15 protein-coding genes are annotated in these 19,896 nt (G+C 35.7%); 6 read left to right on the top strand and 9 right to left on the bottom strand.

Features of this window, described 5'->3' with window-relative positions; all coding sequences use genetic code 11:
* Positions 1-9: 9 nt before the first annotated feature.
* The 9 genes from tssM to D7V20_RS13010 form a co-directional block, all read right to left on the bottom strand.
* The gene (gene tssM / locus D7V20_RS13050) at positions 10-3,936 is read right to left on the bottom strand and encodes a type VI secretion system membrane subunit TssM (protein ID WP_235831643.1); all 3,927 of its coding nucleotides are present in this window, start codon (positions 3,934-3,936) and stop codon (positions 10-12) included.
* A gap of 51 nt (positions 3,937-3,987) precedes the next feature.
* Complete coding sequence (locus tag D7V20_RS13045; protein WP_120384633.1) at positions 3,988-5,382, bottom strand: hypothetical protein; 1,395 nt, start codon at positions 5,380-5,382, stop codon at positions 3,988-3,990.
* Positions 5,383-6,375, bottom strand: coding sequence for a type VI secretion system baseplate subunit TssG (gene tssG, locus D7V20_RS13040; RefSeq protein ID WP_120384632.1), 993 nt, complete (start codon positions 6,373-6,375; stop codon positions 5,383-5,385).
* The gene (gene tssF, locus D7V20_RS13035) at positions 6,339-8,147 is read right to left on the bottom strand and encodes a type VI secretion system baseplate subunit TssF (RefSeq protein WP_120384631.1); all 1,809 of its coding nucleotides are present in this window, start codon (positions 8,145-8,147) and stop codon (positions 6,339-6,341) included. The genes tssG and tssF overlap by 37 nt, the downstream gene beginning before the upstream one ends.
* A gap of 17 nt (positions 8,148-8,164) precedes the next feature.
* Positions 8,165-8,632 carry a type VI secretion system baseplate subunit TssE gene (tssE, locus tag D7V20_RS13030; RefSeq protein WP_120384630.1) on the bottom strand — a complete coding sequence of 156 codons (468 nt, stop codon included), beginning with the start codon at positions 8,630-8,632 and terminating at the stop codon, positions 8,165-8,167.
* A 65-nt stretch (positions 8,633-8,697) separates the two neighbouring features.
* Positions 8,698-9,201, bottom strand: a complete 504-nt coding sequence (locus tag D7V20_RS13025; protein ID WP_089606293.1) for an Hcp family type VI secretion system effector — start codon at positions 9,199-9,201, stop codon at positions 8,698-8,700.
* A 47-nt stretch (positions 9,202-9,248) separates the two neighbouring features.
* On the bottom strand, positions 9,249-10,730 hold the full coding sequence (gene tssC, locus D7V20_RS13020) for a type VI secretion system contractile sheath large subunit (protein WP_120384629.1): 1,482 nt from the start codon (positions 10,728-10,730) through the stop codon (positions 9,249-9,251).
* Complete coding sequence (gene tssB, locus D7V20_RS13015) at positions 10,723-11,232, bottom strand: type VI secretion system contractile sheath small subunit (protein WP_120384628.1); 510 nt, start codon at positions 11,230-11,232, stop codon at positions 10,723-10,725. Before tssB ends, tssC begins: the two co-directional genes overlap by 8 nt.
* Positions 11,233-11,271: 39 nt before the next feature.
* Positions 11,272-11,883, bottom strand: a complete 612-nt coding sequence (locus D7V20_RS13010; RefSeq protein ID WP_120384654.1) for a DUF3676 domain-containing protein — start codon at positions 11,881-11,883, stop codon at positions 11,272-11,274.
* A 392-nt stretch (positions 11,884-12,275) separates the two neighbouring features.
* Here D7V20_RS13010 and tssH point away from each other — a divergent pair, with 392 nt between their 5' ends.
* The 6 genes from tssH to D7V20_RS12980 are packed head-to-tail and all read left to right on the top strand — an operon-like array spanning position 12,276 to position 19,843.
* On the top strand, positions 12,276-14,966 hold the full coding sequence (gene tssH, locus D7V20_RS13005; protein ID WP_120384627.1) for a type VI secretion system ATPase TssH: 2,691 nt from the start codon (positions 12,276-12,278) through the stop codon (positions 14,964-14,966).
* A gap of 21 nt (positions 14,967-14,987) precedes the next feature.
* A complete protein-coding gene (tssA, locus tag D7V20_RS13000; protein WP_120384626.1) occupies positions 14,988-16,088 on the top strand; it encodes a type VI secretion system protein TssA in 1,101 nt (366 codons plus the stop codon).
* Positions 16,089-16,094: 6 nt separating this feature from the next.
* Positions 16,095-17,459, top strand: a complete 1,365-nt coding sequence (gene tssK / locus D7V20_RS12995) for a type VI secretion system baseplate subunit TssK (RefSeq protein ID WP_120384625.1) — start codon at positions 16,095-16,097, stop codon at positions 17,457-17,459.
* 15 nt (positions 17,460-17,474) lie between these two features.
* The gene (gene icmH, locus D7V20_RS12990; protein ID WP_120384624.1) at positions 17,475-18,275 is read left to right on the top strand and encodes a type IVB secretion system protein IcmH/DotU; all 801 of its coding nucleotides are present in this window, start codon (positions 17,475-17,477) and stop codon (positions 18,273-18,275) included.
* Positions 18,276-18,287: 12 nt separating this feature from the next.
* The gene (locus D7V20_RS12985) at positions 18,288-18,860 is read left to right on the top strand and encodes a hypothetical protein (protein WP_120384623.1); all 573 of its coding nucleotides are present in this window, start codon (positions 18,288-18,290) and stop codon (positions 18,858-18,860) included.
* Positions 18,857-19,843: a M15 family metallopeptidase gene (locus D7V20_RS12980; protein WP_120384622.1), complete on the top strand. Its 987-nt coding sequence runs from the start codon at positions 18,857-18,859 to the stop codon at positions 19,841-19,843. The genes D7V20_RS12985 and D7V20_RS12980 overlap by 4 nt, the downstream gene beginning before the upstream one ends.
* Positions 19,844-19,896: the final 53 nt, after the last annotated feature.

Raw genomic sequence — 19,896 nt, 5'->3', positions numbered from 1 at the left:
TCCATTTAGTCATTGTGCTGTCCCTCTTCCAGTCGATGTAGCGGAAGGGCTCATCGGTGTTGTTGTGGGAGTCGCTGAGCCTACAACTGAAGCAGTAGAATTCGTTGTTGGTCCTGTTGTCTGTTGTTTTAATTGAGCCGTATTTGATGTTACTGATGGTGATGCAGGAGACACCTGTGGATTTGATGTCGCTGATGCCTGTTGTGCTGCAACAACCAGTGCTGCTTTCGGACTCGTGACACGTTCAACCAATTTCAAACCGACATATCCACGGTTAGATCCGATTGGATTGGACGCATTTCCGCTAATTAAACGGAATTGTAGTTTGACAAACATGGATGGATTTTGTTGGCTCACCCACGTCATTTCGTAGCTACCATTCAACTGTTTACGTTGTGCTCTATCAATCAGTTTATTAATTCCATATTCACCAGGCTCTTCAAAAATGGTATGCGTTTGACCTTCCAAATCAATCGCTGTGATTCTTGCTCCAGGAATGGCATTTGGATTTGGCCATAAAAAATTCACCCATTGCTGAATACCATTTTCATAAACAAGGCGCTGCCCATCAATATCAAGGGTGTATGACAATAGATTATTGTTTGGGATCGGATAAAATTGGAAGTTGGACTGATTTGTCGCTGCTGGCGCACCTGATGTACTGCCTGAGGCTACCCCATTAATCGGAGTTGTGTACTGTTCAAAATTGGTCACAAACTCAGGATTTAAACCGATCCCCATATTTTTCCAAGTTTTTGATGACAAGGTATAACCACGGCGGATTACAAATGGATCAAGTGTCTCTTTTACAAATTTAGAAATACTGCCGTTGTCACCAAAAATTTGACTGATTTCGCTACTGGTTGCTTGGATCGTACCTGAGGAATTAAATGGTACTTTTTGCGATAAAGTTTGGTTAAAGGGTTGATATGCCTGCAAAGCCCACAGCTTATTTATTTCATCCTGAGCAGGTGTTAATAAACTATCAAAAGATTGTGTTAATGGACTAACCAAAATCTTTTGGATCATTTGCTGATCAAGTTCATTTAAACCAACGATGAGCTTTTCATCTACCACTTTTTGGGTTGTATTAAACACAGAGGTTTGATCGTTAATCGTAAGTTTAGCTAAAGCCAAAGCATTTGGACCAAAATCACCTGCACTGCGTAAATCATTTAATTTACTTCTGACTTGCGCCATATTTTGAAAATAGTCATCCAGAAGTGACTGATTTTGTAAGTCATCACGTTTACGTACCAATTGATAGAATATTTGGAACTGCTGAGAAATCTGGCCTTGAGCCTGATTTGAAGCCCGCTGTATATCTTCAGATTTACCCTGCCCTAAAACTTTACGTTTAAACCAAGCAATAAAACCTGTTTGTGGTGCAGCAAGTTCTGCCTGTACAACAGGATTATCCCAGCTGGTTTCTTTCGCAACACGATCTATATAAGTACGAATTGGCGAATTTTGTGGTTCACCCAACACATCCATTATTTTAGTTTGCTGAACAAAATCAGCCCCTTTCGCATAATGTGTTGCATTGATGAATTTTTTCCATTCAGCAATGTATTCTTGCTTATACAACTGCGTTAATTGTTTTCGGATTTGATCTGGACTTCCACTGAAGGTTAAATCATCCGATTGTGTACTATTCAGCACCCAATCTTTGGTATCTGTTGGTTTATTTGCAGCATCTTCAATCGCTTTATCAACATATTCATCCCATGCCTTTTGCGTGAATACACCTGGTAAAGCATAACCACCCAACATCACACTACGATTTGTCTCCCCTACTATTTGCACAACTGTTACAGCAGGGAATCTTACCGCAGCACGCATCTTAATTTCGTTATACACACGATCACGGGCAGGCATACCACGAACCACAGACAATAACACTTGACGGGTTTGGTCAACTAACTGCGCATCAGACTCTAAAACAGGGAACGTTTTATCATTAGCTAAACTCATTGAATAGCTCAAGATTTTCTCTGCCTTTTGAATCATTTCTCCACGTGGCATTTGCCCGCGATTGGCATCCAACCATGAACGCCAAAAACGTGTGACTTGGTCACTTAAATGACTTGAGTCCATGTATTGAGGATTACTCATCATCAAGTAAGCTTTCAAAGCATTGTAAGCATCTTGTGGGTTTGTATCTAAAGGTTCCGATGCAATTTGTGCTGATGATGTTTGTTTAATTTCTACATTGACATGATTTTGTTTTAGTGTTTGCTCATTACTTTTAACTCTTTGTAAATATTGAGCAATATTTTGCTGACTTGGTATTAAAACAATTTGTTTTACACCTTTTAAGTATTCAACTTTTAGTTTTTCTCTTAACTCATTGCCTTGATATAAACCAAACGAAAATTTCAAAGGGCGATGCTGATCAAAATCATCCAATTGCTCTAAACGTTGTTGCAAAATCAACAAAGCATCTATCTGTGTTGCTAGCTCTTGCCCCGAAACCTGTTCCATTTGCACGACTTTATTTAAATCGGCCTGAACATCTGCAATGAGCTGTTGATTATTCCGATAAGACCAAACCCACAGCCCAAGAATAATGGAAACCCCCAACAAAGCAGCAATAAAACCTAAATAACGTCTGCGTTTGGTTGTTGGGTTAATATGTTGTTTAACTAAATTTTTGTCTTTTAAAATAACTTCTGAAAATAACCCTTTCAAAAAATAACCATGATTTTGAGAAATCGAGTTTTGCGGAACACCATGCTCACTATTCGGTATTTTTGCGAGTTGGAAATCCTCAACAATCTGTTCCGTCATTGGGCTTTCAATGACACCTTCTTGTAAAGCACTGGTAAAATAAAAACCACGGAATACAGGTTTAAATTGATAAGGATTTTCCTCAAATAAAGTCCCAATAAATGTCTTTAAAACAGGTTTTAATGTTTTAAATTCTAAAGGGAAAGTCATCACACTTGGAGAAATATTCTGTGCATGGCGACGACTCAAATGTGTTGTACTTACCCCTTTTAAGCCATCGTATAAAATACTGTAATGTTTCTCAAAATGCTCAACTGCATTTTGTGATGATTCAGGATCATAAGGTAGCGTCGCTCCCCAAACCTGATCAAACTCAGCAGCTTCATAGCACTCAAAAAACTCAGTAAAACCTGCAATTAAATCCATTTTAGAAAACACCAAATAAACAGGTGCAAAAATTTCTAATCGCTCAGTTAGGTCTTGAATACGTGCACGTAAACTCTTGGCTAATTTAATTGATTTTTCAGGACTTTGACTGACGAGCTCAGCTACACTCACAATCACAATCAGGCCATTAATCGGTGCTTTTGAACGATTCTTTTTCAAAATATCTAGAAAACCGAGCCATTCTGAATGATCTTCTGAATAAACTGAATATCGTCCAGCAGTATCCAGTAAAACCCCTTCTGTTGAAAAAAACCAATCACAATTTCGAGTTCCACTCAGTCCAGAAGATACAATTTTCTGATGTGATTCTTCAAAAGGAAATTTCAAACCTGAGTGATAAATGGCCGAACTTTTCCCTGCAGCAGGATTACCAATCACCATATACCAAGGTAACTCGTACAGCGCCGCACTGCCCCTTTTATCTCCCAATTTAGACTTCCGAATCAATTGAATTGAATCTTTCATCTGCTGATTAATCAGTTGTAATTCTTCTTTGTCTTTCTGCTTTCCATATTCAGCAGTATTGTCTTGTTGAATAGCCTCAGCTAAAGCTTCACCTTGACTGGTATGCTTCCTACGTTGAATAAACCAAAAAATTGCATAAATGATTAACCCGAGTATATAAGCTGCAACCATCATGATAAAAATATGGCGAGGAACAACGCTATACGAGGAAATCAAGGCGACAAGAATTGAAAGCGCAATGACCGCCTTGGGATTTGTTACATATTGCCAAACATAACCTAAAATTGTATGTATCATTTTCTCTATTTCTTTCTGTATTTATATGTCAATTCTATGCATATATTTTTATGCAAATTCGGTCCCAACAATCACTTGGGTCTGCTGATGTTCAGCACTATATACATAGCCGTACAGCTCATCTTTAAAATGCAAACCCAGCATAAATCCAAAAATTTTGGATAGCGTCTGTGTCTGTCCTAAGCAACTTACGCTATAAAGGTAATGCTGTTCTTCAATCATACTTTCAGCAAAATTTAGCTTTAATTTTTTAGCCAATTTAGCTTCAGTTGGATCATCTAAAATCAAGACAAATGGTTCATCTTGGGTAAACTGAGGTGCTTTTTCTAAACTCAAACCTTTTAATGTTTTTACTGCTTGATCTGCATTTAATGCGATTCGGATATTTTTAATCGCGACTAAATTCTGTAATTCGACATTTGTACTGGTAATACAGCACGTACTGGCATATTCAGATGGAATATATTTTTCAAATCCCCATGCAACATCTGCAATGGTTTCTGAATCAATTTCAGAGTCTACAACGATAAAAAAAGAGACTTCGGAATCTAAATATTGGATTTGTTTTAAGAGCTGAATCCAATCTTTATACGCTGACTTCCCCCAATAATGATATTGCGTATCTAAATGTTGAGGAATAATCCCAAGCCCAGTTAAAAACTCATTCACCATTGCAGAAGGAGAATCCTCATCCCAAAAATGAAGTAAATTTTCGGCTAAAATAATATGGATATTTAAACGGTTTAATCTTGGTACAGACTCAACAACCTTTTGTTCGATTTCCTCATCCTGATGTTCACTATTAGGATTCATCCATGCTGGATGCATACGGTATTCGTGTGCCAACTTAACATCATAAAACAACGCTGAATTTTTCAAATGTGCTGCAATTTGAGATAAAACATCAATATTTTGCTCAAGTTGTTGCTGGATCAGCGCAACGATTCGCTTTCGACGGGGTGAAAATATCGCTAATTCAGCATCATTATTTACGGCATTATCTATTTCAGCGATACGAAAAGAAGTTGTCGGTAAGTTAAAATGATTAAAAAGTTGTTGATCAAGTTGTGGGCTAATAGGATTTTGAAGAAGCTCAATATGTGCTTCATTTTCAGCTATTCCACTTAAGCTGGTTACCGAAAATACTTGTAATTGAACCCAATCAATCTGATCACTCTCTTGCTTCTCAGCAGCGATTTGCGTTTCTGATGCTTGTTCAGCTTCAGCATTCTTTTGCTTTTTCTTCTCTTGATGACGCTCGTAAAATTTTTTGATGAGCATTGGCATTAAAATCAAGAATGTAATTGAAAGTGGAATTAACCCAAAAAATATTAAAAAATCTTGCCTGCTCGGATCATGCTTAATATCACGCCAATAAAAAATGATACCTGTAATCACAAGTAACAAAACGCCAAACAATGTGGTTAAAATAATTTTGATCATTTATGACACTCCAATGAGTGCATAACAAGTTTCATCATTATCCATTTGCAATTTAGGCATAACAAAAGCTCCCCGGGCCAAACCTATACGGTTTGTTGAACTTAGTTGCAAAGCTTGAATGTCTTCTTTGGCAAGTATTAGACGCAAATCGATAAGCAAAGTCGGACTACACCAACTCTGTAAAATATGTTTAAGTTTATTGCTCAATCTTTGTTTTGGTAAAAACTCTAAATATTGTGAGTATTTCAGTGGACCTATTTGGATCTCAATTTTCCCATCAATTTGCCGAATCGTGTCTCCGCAAAAAGTATTTACCCCGAGCAAAGATGCATTCTCTCCACCTAGAACCGTTTGTTGTTCCTTTGCCAAACTAAATTTTTCAACAACATATTCTTTTACTTCAACAGATTGGTTGAATACACAACTCAACATTGTTTTTAGTGCATGTGCAGTATTATTTTGCCCCTGCATCAATCCCGCAAATTCTGCAAAATAATCATCTAAATCATGTTGTTGATGTTGAGCCTGAATATAACCATTCAATGCATGTAAGATTTCAAGATAGTCGTTTTCTTTTTCAATTTCATAGCGTACTGGCAAATTGTAGCTCAAGCTCGCTTCAACAAATTGTGCTGTTAATTTATGATTAAATAGGCCTAAAAATTTCTGAATTTCAACACGTTGCTTACGAGGAGAGCGTTTGACTTTATTGGTATAGATATAGGGCATTACACCCTGCATACCTGTTAGCCCTACCACTAAATTTGTTAAATGAATACGTTCATCTTCTTGATTCAATGACTCAATTTCATTCTTTGGAAAATTCAAGTTTAAAGAACTTTCAAAACGAAAATCATCAGACCAATTTTTTAAAACTGCTGATTGAGGTGCATGCCTAAAAAGGCGTGTTGTTTGAATAAATTCATATGCTGTAGGGGTTTTAAACAGCGCATCAATTACAGAAGCTTCTTGCCACCAACGTTCTGCACGCATTGGTATAACTCCTGTTTACTATTGATATCTCTAACAAAAACATCGACAAAGCTATTCATTTGTACTTTTAAGTTAAAAATATGAGAAATTAATTCACTGAAAATATATAAGCTATGGCCACGAAATATTTGAGCATCAACACACATCGAAACTTTCACACCACGTACAAACATCGGAAAAGGTTTTGCTTCGACTAACTTATGGATGATTTCAAAATCAATCGTTTTAATAGCATCAATAACCAGATGATTTTCCTTTGATTTTGGTAAATTATAGAGTTCCAATAACTCCTTAATATGGCTTACCGCATCGCCTTTCATTAACGCCAAAGTATTGAGTGAAAGATGAGAAATTATTCGCCATTGTTCTTTTTTATTTTGTTGGAATTGAAAAGGTGCCGTTGGTCTTTTCAAAACCAATAATCGACGAGCAACACCACTATCACTCAGAGTCAACACGTTATTATTCTGTCCAAAGGACTCGTACGGCAAATCACGGTTTGAACAAAGCAGGCTACAACTCACAAAATCCGATTTAATACTTTGTGGCTCAAGATGCTTTGAAATAATCGAATAACCTGTTTCAACAACTTGATTTTTTAAAATCGTAGGATTTAAAGCATAAAAAAATTGAACATCATCTCCATGATAGTGACTCATCGCAAAAAATGGCAAAATCGGATAAACCACTTGATCTTGATTGCTTTTTTCACGAATCAAATTCATATTAAGTATGGAATAAACTTGATAAAGCTCAGGATGATGGGCATCGGTAATTAATGGATATTCTAAGTTTTTATGATTTATTTTTTGAGGTTCTGCCTGCTTTTCAAACAGGTTCACAACAGGACTCGTGAATAATTTAAAATTCGCAATATTCAATTCTGAATAATTTCGAATCACAGCTTGATCATTCAAATTTAATTTTAAATGGATCTGTATCTCAAAATGCTGAACTGCGGTCTTTAAATATTTTAAAAAAGCTAGATTTAAGTTGAGATAGCTAAATTTCTCAGGAAAACAAAAAAATTCCATCAATAATCGATAAGCATGATGAGTATGCTGATCTATAGGCAAAAGACTTTCTTGCTCACTAAAGCCCATTACTTCAAAAGGGTTTTCAATTTCAATGACTTGCTGCTTAACTCTAAGACTAAAACTGGTATCTTGATGAAAAATATGGTCCAAAACTTGGAGTGGGAAATTTGAGATTGCATCTAAATAAATAGGTAATTTCTCGTTTTCCAAGCATTTTTGCGCTGAATTAAATAAATCAAATTTTAAACTTAAAGTTGCATTTTGATTCAAATGAATATGTGCACTTGGGTTGGTCTGAAAACGTAGACCTTCCAACTGAATTGGTAGAAGTTTTACATCAGCACTGGTATTAAATTCACACTGGACACCTTTAATACTTCGAGACTTTAAAGTTGTACCTTTAGGAATCAAATGCGCATCAGTCAATTGCTTTTGTTTATCAATATCCTCAAAACTGACCACTGAACAAGCGGGAAAATGTCGCAAATATTGAGGAAACATAACTTCAAATAAAGAACGCGTAAAAATATCGTAGCTATCCACTAATTTTTTATCGATACGGGCTGCAATTAATGAGAATGCCTGAATCAAACGTTCGATATGAGGATCATCGATTTGTTCTTGATTTAATGAAAGCCTTTGTGCAATTTTTGGGTATTTATCTGCAAATTCACGTGATTGTTGTCCAAATTCTTGTAACTGCTTTTCATAATACGGTAAAAGTTCTTCTATCACGGCACACCTACTTTATTTTAAGATCGCGCAGAAATGACATATTGCTGTGTCGTTGGCTTAAGTAAGGCATCAAAAATTACAGGTTCATAAAGTGGGTGGATGTTAAAAAAAGCTTGGATACTTAAAGACAAAGAGCCAACATTGAGTTCATCCAACTGCATCTCAACTTTTATTTGTTTTAAGCGTGGTTCATGTGAAACGATGGACTGCTCTATAGACTGACAAATAGTTTGACGATCGGTCGGATTAGCAGTAGATAAACCAACAAAATCAATGATTCCGAATTGCACAATCGACTGTTTTGCCAAAGCATATTCATCAATATCTAAATCAAGTTTAGCGATACGTGTATTCAGTAAGTCTTCTAAATCTCGAGCTATTGATTCCCTCAATTCATGAATTGAAAGACCTTTATCATCTTCAACAATTAGACGATCAAACAGTGTAGATCGAAATCCATAGGGGTAAAGTTGATCTAAATTCATAAATTAAGTTCTAATTATTTAAAAAGGATAGAGACGTAATCGTCTCTATCCATCTCAGCAAATAATTATGCAGCGTAAGATGCAGTATTATTTGAAAGAGACCATTTCTTAGTAACGGCACCTTTAGCAGAACCATTAATATCTTGTTGGTTGTAAGTCCACTCAACTGCAGCATATTTCAAACCAAATGCTTCCGTTGGTACACCTTCTTCATTGACCACTGGAGTTACACTTGAAACCAAAACATGCTTCAACTTGATTTGTAAATATTTGATACGTTTATCGCCATTAGCACGATAAAAATCAATTTGTACTTCATCAAATGTATAACCCGCTGAGCATGCTTCCCAAAGTTTTGGACTCGTTGCATCCAAATCTTTAACAAAAACCATATCCGAATGCTCAACACGTTCAGCAGTATGACCACCAACACTTGAAGAAGTTGCAGACTTAGGTTGACGGATGTTATGAGACCAAGAATTAACTTCTAGCCAATTCTTGTGCTCAGAGTCGCGAGACTCACCATCAACTTTATATTTACCTTGGAAGTGAACATATATATCTTTCATTGGAATTACCCTATTTTTTTAAAGTTATTATTTAGCTGTTCTCTATTTTAATTTGAGGACTGAGGCAACTCAGTAACGAGTCGCAATGAAACCGACAACTCATCCAGCTGGAAATGCGGTCTTAAAAAAACCACAGACTTGTAGTGCCCTGGCTCAGCAGGATTTTCTACAACTTTGACAGAAGCTTCACGAAGTGGATACTGTGCTTTAGCTTCTTGAGAAGCGCCATCATCAAGTAGTACATACTGAGATAACCACTCATTGAGGAATACTTCTACATTCCCAGCTGAAGCAAAACTTCCAACTTTATCTCGCATCATTGCTTTTAGGTAATGAGCGATACGAGAAACAGCCATAATATATTGAATCTGACTTGACAATGATGAGTTTGCATTTGCACTATCACTGTCATATTTTTTTGGTTTTTGCGTAGATTGCGCACCAAAAAAAGCAGCATAATCTGTATTTTTACAATGAACTAGAGGAATAAAACCTAAATCACTAAGCTCTTTTTCACGACGATCTGTAATGGCAATTTCTGTTGGGCACTTAAACACAACTTCACCATCATTGGTCTTAAATGTATGGACTGGTAAACCTTCAACCATGCCACCACCTTCTACACCACGAATTGCAGCACACCAACCGTGCATATCAAAAGCATTGGTTAAACGTGTTCCAAAGGCATAAGCAGCATTCATCCATAGATATTCATCATGGTTTTCACCCGAAACTTCTTCGACAAAGTTAAAACCTTCAGTTGACCAACCCTCTTTAGGATCATAAGGCAAACGTCCCAATACACGTGGCATAGTCAAAGCCACATAACGAGCATCATCACTTTCACGGAATGAGCGCCATTGAGCATATTCTGCAGTTTCAAATACTTTAGAAACATCACGAGGACGATCAATATCTGTAAAAGACTCTAGTCCCAACATATTACTGCTTGCCGCAGAAATAAAAGGTGCATGTGAAGCAGCTGCAACATGTGAAATTTGTTCTAAAAGGTACATATCAGATGGTGTACGATCAAACTCGAAATCACCAATCAAAGTTGCATATGGTGCACCACCAAAAGAACCATACTCTTCTTCATAAATTTTCTTAAACAAGGTGCTTTGATCGAAATCAGTCGCTCCTTGGAAATCTTTCACCAACTCTTTTTTCGTTGTATTTAACATACGAATTTTAATTAAAGGATTGGATGGAGACTCCTGACAAAAATAATGTAAGCCACGCCAAGTCGATTCAATTTTTTGAAATTGTTCATGATGCATGATTTTACTCAATTGAGTCGAAATCAAAGCATCTATTTCTGCAATCCGCTTATCAATAGACAAAGACATATTTTCTGAAACAGTAATTGTTCCAGCCATCACTTCTTTTGCCAATTCGCCAATTAAGTTTCTAGCTCGGGCATGTTCTTCATCATTTCTTGCTATTCGACTGCGTTCAACAATTGAATCAAGTAGATTCACTTCTTCAGCAACAAGATTAGGGGTTGCATTGGCTTGTAAATTATTCATTTTCAGACCCCACCTCAGCACTTAATTTACGTATTTGATCCGTATTTTGTAGTACCTCATCTAACAAATCTTCCAAACGTTCACTATTTGAAATTTTATTTCTTAAATCGGTTAAACGCCCACGTGCTTCAACTAGCTTTTTCAAAGGCTCTACCTGCTGCACAACTTGTTCAGGTCTGAAATCTTCCATTGCTTTGAAAGTTAGATCGACAGACATATATCCACCGTCTTCAGTCAATGTATTTTCAACTTGATACGCAGCCCGAGGAGATAAAGACTCCATAACTTCATCAATGTTATCAAGATCCACATTGACAAATTTTTTATCTTTAAGCTTGGTTTTTTCTAATTCAGATGCGGCAGAAAAATCACCTAACACCCCAACAACAAAGGGTAATTCTTTGACTTCTTTACCATCACCAATTTCAACATCATAGGTAAGTTGAACCCGCGGTGGTCTGATTCGTTGTAATTTCTTTTGTACACTTTCACGTTTTGACATTTTTTATCCTTGACCAATATGAGTTGAATTTATAGTTCTTTATAATTTTCCAAACGGATTCTGATTGGCTGAATTCGTCGTTGGTTTAGGCTTAACCGGTGCTGTCGATTTTGTAGTAGGTGTTGCTACTTTAGCTTTACGTACGGTTTTTGTCGGACGAGCTGATCGAACAGGCCGAGTTGATTTGCTCGTTTTTACATTCGTTGTATTCACTTCTTGTTGTTTCTCAACCAAAACACTGGATGGAGCTGCTTGTTTGATTGCATCCGAAAGGCTCTTTGCAACAGGATAAGTACCATCCTCTGACAAATAACGCATTTCGTTATTTCTCATTTTATTCAATGCATCATGAGCCAGACTAACACCAGACAAAAACTTCACATCTGTCAGCTCATTACTTTGTATATTCTGTGTTTCCAAATAACTCACAATTTGCATTGCTTTGTTACTTTTACCCATTTGTTGAAATTTCTGTGCTGCTAAAATAAGAATACTGTTCTTATTATCTTTATTTTTTTTATCACATAGCTGTGAATAAATGGATAAAAGCTCAGGATTAGACTCACCAACCACTTCTGGATAGTCCTTTAAACATGATTTTTTAAGCTTTATTTCATCTCCAGCATGGGTCAAACCAGTAACCGATGCCATGAAAACGAAACCACATAAAATTAACTTTTTCAAAATCCAACCTCAATATTTTCTTGATTCACTTTTCTGAATATAGCTACGCTTTTTTGATAGATTAAGTTTAATTTCAAAAATCTTAACTGTTATATAATTTAGAAAATTTTAATAATAAGACTAAAAAACCAAAACACTGTCAAGTAGGATTTTTAAAAACCACCATAATTCATTAATTTATATAGATATTTTTTTTATTTATCAAAACTAAACAACATCAATCTTCACAAATCTTTTTTTTTATGTAAAATATTTAATATATATTTTAACAAAACAAATAAACATTTGATTTAAATACATTAATTTTAAATACAAATTAAAGCATATGTGATTAAACACATATTACCGTGAGATTAAAGATGACAGATTTAAAGGTTTTAATTAAGAAATTATCCATTCCTTGCCGGACTGCCTTAGAACAATCTGCCAATTTGTGTGTAAACCATCACAATTTTGAAATTGAGATTGAACATTTTTTTGTCAAACTGTTAGAACAGCAACCTATTAATGATATTGAAATTTTACTTAATAAATACAATATCTCCAAAGATGCACTCTTATCAAATTTACTCGAATGTATTTCCCAACTTCCTAAAGGAAATACCCGAACTCCCATTTTTTCAAAATCTATTGTCCGATTACTCGAACAATCATGGTTGTTAGCCTCAGCAGAAAAAATTCCGCTCATTCGAAGTGGTCATTTATTGGTTGCTCTATTAATCTCCTCAGATCTTTATCAAATTGCTATCCGTGCATCAAATCTATTTGATCTATTTCCTATCGATACGATGAAACATAAGTTCCTCGATATTTGTAGTAAAAGTTCTGAAAATATTCCACCTGTAGATAGCTATGTCGATCCTGATTTAAGTCAAAATTTAAATCCTGTAGATGGTCTAGCTTCTGTTGTGCAAAAAACACCTGCTCTTGATCAATTTACGATTAACCTAACAAAAAAAGCTTTAGATGGTGGAATCGATCCTGTCATCGGTCGTGAGTATGAGATTCGTTTAATGCTCGATATTTTAATGCGCCGTCGTCAAAACAATCCTATTTTGACTGGTGAACCAGGGGTCGGAAAGACAGCTGTAGTAGAAGGATTAGCTTTAAAAATTTCTCAAAATCAGGTTCCTGATGCTTTAAAAAATGTGCAAATTCATTCACTTGATATGGGATTATTGCAAGCTGGAGCGAGCGTCAAAGGAGAATTTGAAAACCGTTTAAAACAGGTCATTCAGGAAGTACAGCAATCCGCTCACCCGATTATTCTCTTTATAGATGAAGCACATACTATGATTGGCGCAGGAGGACAAGCTGGGCAAAATGATGCAGCAAATCTTTTAAAACCAGCGCTCGCTCGTGGCGAATTGCGTACAATCGCAGCAACGACTTGGGCTGAATATAAACAATATTTTGAAAAAGATGCTGCTTTAAGCCGTCGTTTCCAAGTGGTCAAAGTTGAAGAACCAACTGAAAAAGTTGCGATTGATATGCTTCGTGCCATGATTCCAGTCATGGAAAATCATTTCAATTTACGTATCGATGATGAAGCAATTATTACAGCTGTTCACGCTTCTCACCGCTATATTAGTGGACGCCAACTCCCTGACAAAGCGATTAGTGTTTTAGACACCGCTGCAGCACGAGTCGCGCTCACGCAGAATGCCCAACCGGTAAAACTAGATCAACTCAAAGCGCAGCAACATAATTTAATTTTAGAACTCAATATTTTAGAAAACGAACAACGTTACAATCCGATTCATACAGATCGTTTAGAGCAATTAAATTTATCTTTAGAAGCCCTGAATCAAGATATTAAAAACACCGAACAACAGTGGCAAATAGAACTCGCTTTAGTGCAAAAAATCCAAGGTCTTGAAAATCTTGAAAATGCCCATGAGCAATCAATAAAAGCAGAAATCCACAGCCTTCGAGACCAATTAATTTCACTTCAAAATCAAGATGCTTTAGTTTTTGAACGAGTAAATGCACAAATTATCAATGAAATTATCTCCGATTGGACTGGTATCCCAGTCGGCAAAATGGTTCATGATGAAATTAAACAAGTTTTAAGTTTAGAAGATAAACTTGAACAACGTGTAATGGGGCAAGACTATGCATTACATCAATTGGTTCAAGGTATTAAAACAGCAAAAGCACGTTTAGAAGATCCCAATAAGCCTCAGGGCGTATTCATGTTAGTTGGCCCAAGTGGGGTCGGTAAAACAGAAACAGCGCTAGCCCTTGCCAATGAACTCTATGGTGGAGAGTCGCATTTAATTACAATCAATATGTCTGAATACCAAGAGGCACATACGGTTTCATCCCTTAAAGGAGCACCTCCAGGATATGTCGGCTATGGGCAAGGTGGTGTGTTGACTGAAGCTGTTCGTCGTAATCCATATAGTGTTGTTTTATTGGATGAAATTGAAAAAGCTCACAGTGATGTTCAAGAGTTATTCTATCAAGTTTTTGATAGAGGGATGCTGGAAGATGGCGAAGGACGCATCATAGACTTTAAAAATACAACCATTTTGCTTACTTCAAATACTGGTTCCACAACCATTATGCAAGCTTGTATTAACCAACCTGTAGATGAATGGCCAACTGCAGAACAACTGATTGAACAACTCAAACCTAGCTTATATAAACAATTTAAACCTGCATTTCTTGGTCGTATGCGAATCGTTCCATATTTCCCTTTGCACGATGATCTTTTGGTTCAAATTATTGACCATAAATTAAGAAAAATCACCGACCGATTAAAGCATCAATATGAAACTGACGTTATTTATGGTGATGATTTAATTGAACTTATATTGAGTCGTTGTATTGAAGTTGATAGTGGTGCACGTAATATTGACAATATTTTAAATTCCTCTGTTCTTCCAGCCCTAGCCACTGAAATATTGGTTGCATTAGCTGAACAAAAGCTACCAAAAATTATTCAGATTGATGTAAAAGATGATCAAATCACTTATCTTTTGGATCCAGTGCCTAAGCAAATAAAGAAAAAAACAGCAAAGAAATCAAAAGCTGTGGAAGCATAAATATTTTCAATGAGTATTAAAATGGATATAAATTTAGAAGCTTTACTTGAACCAATTTCAAAAGACTCTCCTTGTGGTGAAGATTTATCATTTTCTACAGAATTTCATGAAATTAAGAAAGCGAGAATTCATGATGATCCTCTCTTAGATCAGGGAGATTGGGTTTCTGAGCATAAACAAGCTGATTGGTCGTTTATTGCTGAAGAATCAGTACAATTACTCATGAAGAAAACTAAAGATATTCGGTTATTAACATGGTTAACTGAAGCTTGGTCTAATGTTTATGGCTTCGAAGGTTTATTAAAAGGGCTTGAATTATGCCATAAAATGTTAGAACAATTTTGGTTAAAAATTCATCCTGAAATTGAAGATGATGACCTCGACCAACGTTTAGGTTTATTACAAGGTTTTACCTCACAACTTCCAAAGCTGATCAAAAGTGTCCCTTTAATTAATATTCAACCTTTTTATTCTTTAGCTCAGTATGAAAAACTTTTACATATACAAAACAACCGACGTAAACAAGCCGAGGATAATGAAAGCGTTGAAGCCTCTTTAGAATTAGAGCAATTCAATCAAGCTTTATTCAATACATCTCGGGATTTTCAGTATCAAAATTTCCAGTATTTTAAAGACATACTGGAGCAATGGAATATTATCAAGCAAGTTCTAGACTCACTGATGGAACTTGAAGCACCTAGCTTCGCAGCCATAGATTCCCAACTTGAAGATATTCAAATAAATCTTAAAAAAATTTATAAAGCAGATTCATTTAGTACAAATTTGAGTGTCTCAAATACACAAATAACTACTCCACCGTCTCCCCCTATCGTTCCAAGTACAAATCCATCGAATATTACTCCAACAACATCTTTTCAACCGCAACAGCAAAACCATTTGCAAAATCGTGAACAAGCGATGCAAGTTTTACAAGACATCGCTGACTATTTTCAAACCAATGAGCCACATAGCCCCGTAAGTTATATGCTACAGAAAACGATTAAATGGAGTCAGATGCCGTTACATGAATGGCTTGCTCAAGTGATTAAAAATGAAAATCCCCTTGAATCTATTCAAGAATTATTGGGGTCAAATCAAAGTAATGAATCTTCAGAATGGTAACCATTAATGTTTAAAGCAGAAAAAGTACTTTGGGGTGAAGGCTTATTTTTAAGACCGCAACACTTCCAACTACAAGATACTTATCAAGAACAACGATTAAATCATACAATTCGTTCAACTGTTCCTTATCCATACGGTATTAAAAGTATACGCTTCGATGAAACGCAGCTGAGCACACATATTTTGGCATTAGAACAAATTGATATGATTTGGCAAGATGGTGAAATCTACCAAGCTCCAGCAAAAGATTTACTTCCCAATCCCATTTTATTGGATGAATTAAATTTACGGGGTGAAATGCTCATTTACTTAGCATTACCTATTTTGCAACCCAACCGAAAAAATATTTCAGATGATCAGGTTAAGCAACCGACTCGCTATCATTCTTATCTTAACGAAATACATGACCTCTATACAGATGCGACGCCAACAGAAATTACACTGCTAAAGCGTTGTACCGAGTTTAAGCTGTTTGATACTCAAACTGAGCCTAATCAGGATTTAAATGGTTTTTTATATTTAAACATTGGTAAGATTAGACGACTAAGTTCTGGTCACTTTGAAATTGATTCAAAATTTATTCCACCGATCCTGCATATTCAATCCAATGAAACATTGCTTGCCAATCTCAAACGAACATTGAACGTTATTCGAGCGAAAATTCAGACCATTCAATCAAATAATCGTGAAAATGAGCAAAAACTTATCGAATTCCGTTCTGGTGATATTGTATCTTTTTGGTTAGTCAATGCATTAAATACAGCTCATGCGACATTGAATCACTTATTACAGAATCCTCAAATTCATCCAGAAAAATTGTTTTTTGAATTATTACGTTTAACAGGCTCTTTGCTGACGTTTTCAACCGCTTATGATGTAGAAAATTTACCGCAATATCAGCATCATAATCTTCAAAATAGTTTTAGCCAGCTAGATAAAATACTAAGAGAATTATTAGACACGATAATTTCCAGTCGTTATATCAGTATTACACTGAAAGAAATTCGTCCATCCTATTGGGTTGGAAGTTTGGAAACAGACAAAATTACCAAGGAAACTCGTCTGTATATTGCTGTTTCAAGTAGCATGATGCAAACACACGAGCTCATTCAAATTGTTCCGCTTCGTTTTAAAGTTGGAAATACGGTGGATGTAGAACAACGCGTTGTCGCTGCTTTACCGGCCATTCCAATTCATCATTTGGTGCAAATTCCAACTGCAATTCCTGTACGTTCAGGGGTAAGTTATTTTGAAATAGAACCCCACCACGAAATGTACCAACGTATGCTCGATTCAGAAACAATTTGTATTTATATTCCCGCTGGTTTCCAAGATATCAGTATCGAACTAATTGCTGTAATGAACGGATAAATTAGAGAATAAGAAATGAGTCAAAATAATATCGCCCCATCACTGTTTGATGATGGACAAATTGGAATAGGTTCTTTACCACAACAGTCGAAAGTTAATCAGACGACTAATTTAGTGGATCTTTTACATGACGGCTTTTATATCGTTTTCTTATTAAAAAACCAATATGTTCCAGATAATGCTGAAAACTTTAAAGAAAAAATTTTAGATTTGCTCAATCGCTTTGAGAATCAAGCCAAAAAGCTTCAGTTTTCTGCCGAAGATATACATGATGCAAAATATGCATATTGTGCTTTACTCGATGAAACAATTGTTACACAGCAAGACTCTTCTTTTTTTAACCTTCAAAATCAGTGGTTAATTAGCCCATTACAATTAAGTATCTTTGGTTCACAATTAGCAGGCTATCGATTTTTTGAGTTTTTAGAAAAAATACGTAGTCGTGGAAAAGAACGATTGGCTTCTTTAGAAGTTTATCATTACTGCTTATTACTTGGGTTTCAAGGTAAATATCGCATTGAATCGCTTGAAAGTTTAAATCATCTCGTTGCACGTATTGGCGATGAAATTGATTTTCTCAAAGGAAAGAAAACTGCATTTTCTCCCTTTTCGGCTTTACCTGACCAAATTAAGAATATCATTCACAAAGAACTGCCTTTTAGTTGGATTTTATTTTTCTTATTACTTTTCGCCTTACTTACATTTTCAGGTTTAAAAATATTATTGGATAAAAATCAAAACTCATCTTTGGCAAAATTTAATAATGTCATTACTACCCCAGCCGAGCAGGCTCATATTACAATTCACTTGCCTTAATCAGGTAAAATTATGACTCAAGAAAAACAGAACTCGATCCGTATATTACAAAATAAATCAGCTAAAAAACCTCTAAGTAAATCAATTGTTTTTTTGCTCGGTTTATTTATTGGTTTCATTGTTTCTTCTATTTTCTTCTTAATATTCTTTAACACCAATCAAACAATCAAAGTTGAGGAAAATTCATCCGAAATTCTTCATCAAAATGACTCAGAAAAAGTAAATAGTTTTCCTTCTGAGCCAAGCCACGAAGATGATGATTCGATTACGTATAGGCAGCATGTTAATGAAAAGGATCTAAAAAACCTTTTTAAACATGAAAATAAAAACCAAGCTAATCATAGCTTAAACACAACATCACCTTTCGAGCAAATGGATGTATCTGAAAAGAAAAATACAAAAACTCAGCCTCCTGTTATTAAATCAATTGCAAAAGAAAAGGCTATTGAAGCAAAAATAAAGACAGTGCCTACAAAAGCTGAAGAAAAGCAAACCACTACTACCAGCAAAGAGATTGAAGATGTAGGTCCCATTGGTTCTGTTAAAGTTTCAATTGATCGTCGACCAATAGAAAATAAGCCATGATTTTTTTAATCATTTTATGCTTTACTTTTTTGGCATTTTGTTTAGCTTTTTTAATGTCTTATGAACTTAGAAATAAAGCTTTAAATTACTCTAAATCACTCCTTCCCCAAAGTAAAAAGAAATTGGTTTCCGCACGAAATTTTGCCGAACAAATGAATCAAGCAGCTTCAGCAAAACAAACTCAAACCCATTGGCATTTACAACAATGGTGGATTTTAATTGCAGGTTTTTTTTTACTTTCAAGTATTTTAGTTTTTGCTATTACACGTCCAGTCGACCCTACTCAGATTGAAGCAGAATATTTAAGAAAGACTGATCCGCAAATATATTCTTTACTCAATGGTGAAGTTTTGAGCCCACCACCTGCAGTAGAAGACAGCTTAATTGATGCTGCAATTGTTCAAGCTCAAATATTGGAAAGAGAAGGTTCCAATCAAAATCATCAATTTCCAACGATTAGTCCATCAAGTATTGACCATGAAGAATTTGGAGATCAACGGAGTAGTTTTGATACAGTGATGATTGATCGTAAATGGGACAAAATGCATCCGAGTTATAAACAACGTTTACTTATGGTTTTTAAAATCATGAAAGAACGACACGGTTATGAAATGATACTTTTAGAAGGTTATCGTAGCCCTGAACGTCAAACACGATTATCTGGTAATACAGCTACTACCTTGGCTAAGGCCTACCAAAGTTATCATCAGTTTGGTTTAGCTGCTGATGTTGCTTTTAAAAGAGATGGAAAGGTTGTCATTTCTGAACGAGACCCATGGGCTTGGAAAGGCTATCAACTTTATGGCGTTGTTGCTGAATCAGTTGGTCTAACCTGGGGTGGACGTTGGACAAGAATTCATGACTATGGTCATACTGAATTTCGTATGCCTGGTCTAAGAAAAAATCGTGAATCAGCAGAACGTTTAATTGCTGAAGCACAAGGTCAAGGGCTTATGGTTAATAATATTAATTTAAATAATTGATTTATAATATTATAATTTTTAGAGTCATATTATTTACTTATAGTCAACATTCA

The sequence above is a fragment of the Acinetobacter rongchengensis genome, from assembly GCF_003611475.1.
In the GTDB taxonomy this organism is placed as follows: Bacteria; Pseudomonadota; Gammaproteobacteria; order Pseudomonadales; family Moraxellaceae; genus Acinetobacter; species Acinetobacter rongchengensis.
This window is presented reverse-complemented; position numbering and strand designations above follow the sequence as displayed.

Excerpts from the sequence above, each read along its gene's own strand:
- D7V20_RS13045 (WP_120384633.1), bottom strand. The coding sequence starts at position 5,382 with ATGATCAAAATTATTTTAACCACATTGTTTGGCGTTTTGTTACTTGTG.
- tssG (WP_120384632.1), bottom strand. The coding sequence starts at position 6,375 with ATGCGTGCAGAACGTTGGTGGCAAGAAGCTTCTGTAATTGATGCGCTG.
- tssE (WP_120384630.1), bottom strand. The coding sequence starts at position 8,632 with ATGAATTTAGATCAACTTTACCCCTATGGATTTCGATCTACACTGTTT.
- D7V20_RS13025 (WP_089606293.1), bottom strand. The coding sequence starts at position 9,201 with ATGAAAGATATATATGTTCACTTCCAAGGTAAATATAAAGTTGATGGT.
- tssC (WP_120384629.1), bottom strand. The coding sequence starts at position 10,730 with ATGAATAATTTACAAGCCAATGCAACCCCTAATCTTGTTGCTGAAGAA.
- tssB (WP_120384628.1), bottom strand. The coding sequence starts at position 11,232 with ATGTCAAAACGTGAAAGTGTACAAAAGAAATTACAACGAATCAGACCA.
- D7V20_RS13010 (WP_120384654.1), bottom strand. The coding sequence starts at position 11,883 with ATGGCATCGGTTACTGGTTTGACCCATGCTGGAGATGAAATAAAGCTT.
- tssH (WP_120384627.1), top strand. The coding sequence starts at position 12,276 with ATGACAGATTTAAAGGTTTTAATTAAGAAATTATCCATTCCTTGCCGG.
- tssA (WP_120384626.1), top strand. The coding sequence starts at position 14,988 with ATGGATATAAATTTAGAAGCTTTACTTGAACCAATTTCAAAAGACTCT.
- tssK (WP_120384625.1), top strand. The coding sequence starts at position 16,095 with ATGTTTAAAGCAGAAAAAGTACTTTGGGGTGAAGGCTTATTTTTAAGA.
- icmH (WP_120384624.1), top strand. The coding sequence starts at position 17,475 with ATGAGTCAAAATAATATCGCCCCATCACTGTTTGATGATGGACAAATT.
- D7V20_RS12985 (WP_120384623.1), top strand. The coding sequence starts at position 18,288 with ATGACTCAAGAAAAACAGAACTCGATCCGTATATTACAAAATAAATCA.
- D7V20_RS12980 (WP_120384622.1), top strand. The coding sequence starts at position 18,857 with ATGATTTTTTTAATCATTTTATGCTTTACTTTTTTGGCATTTTGTTTA.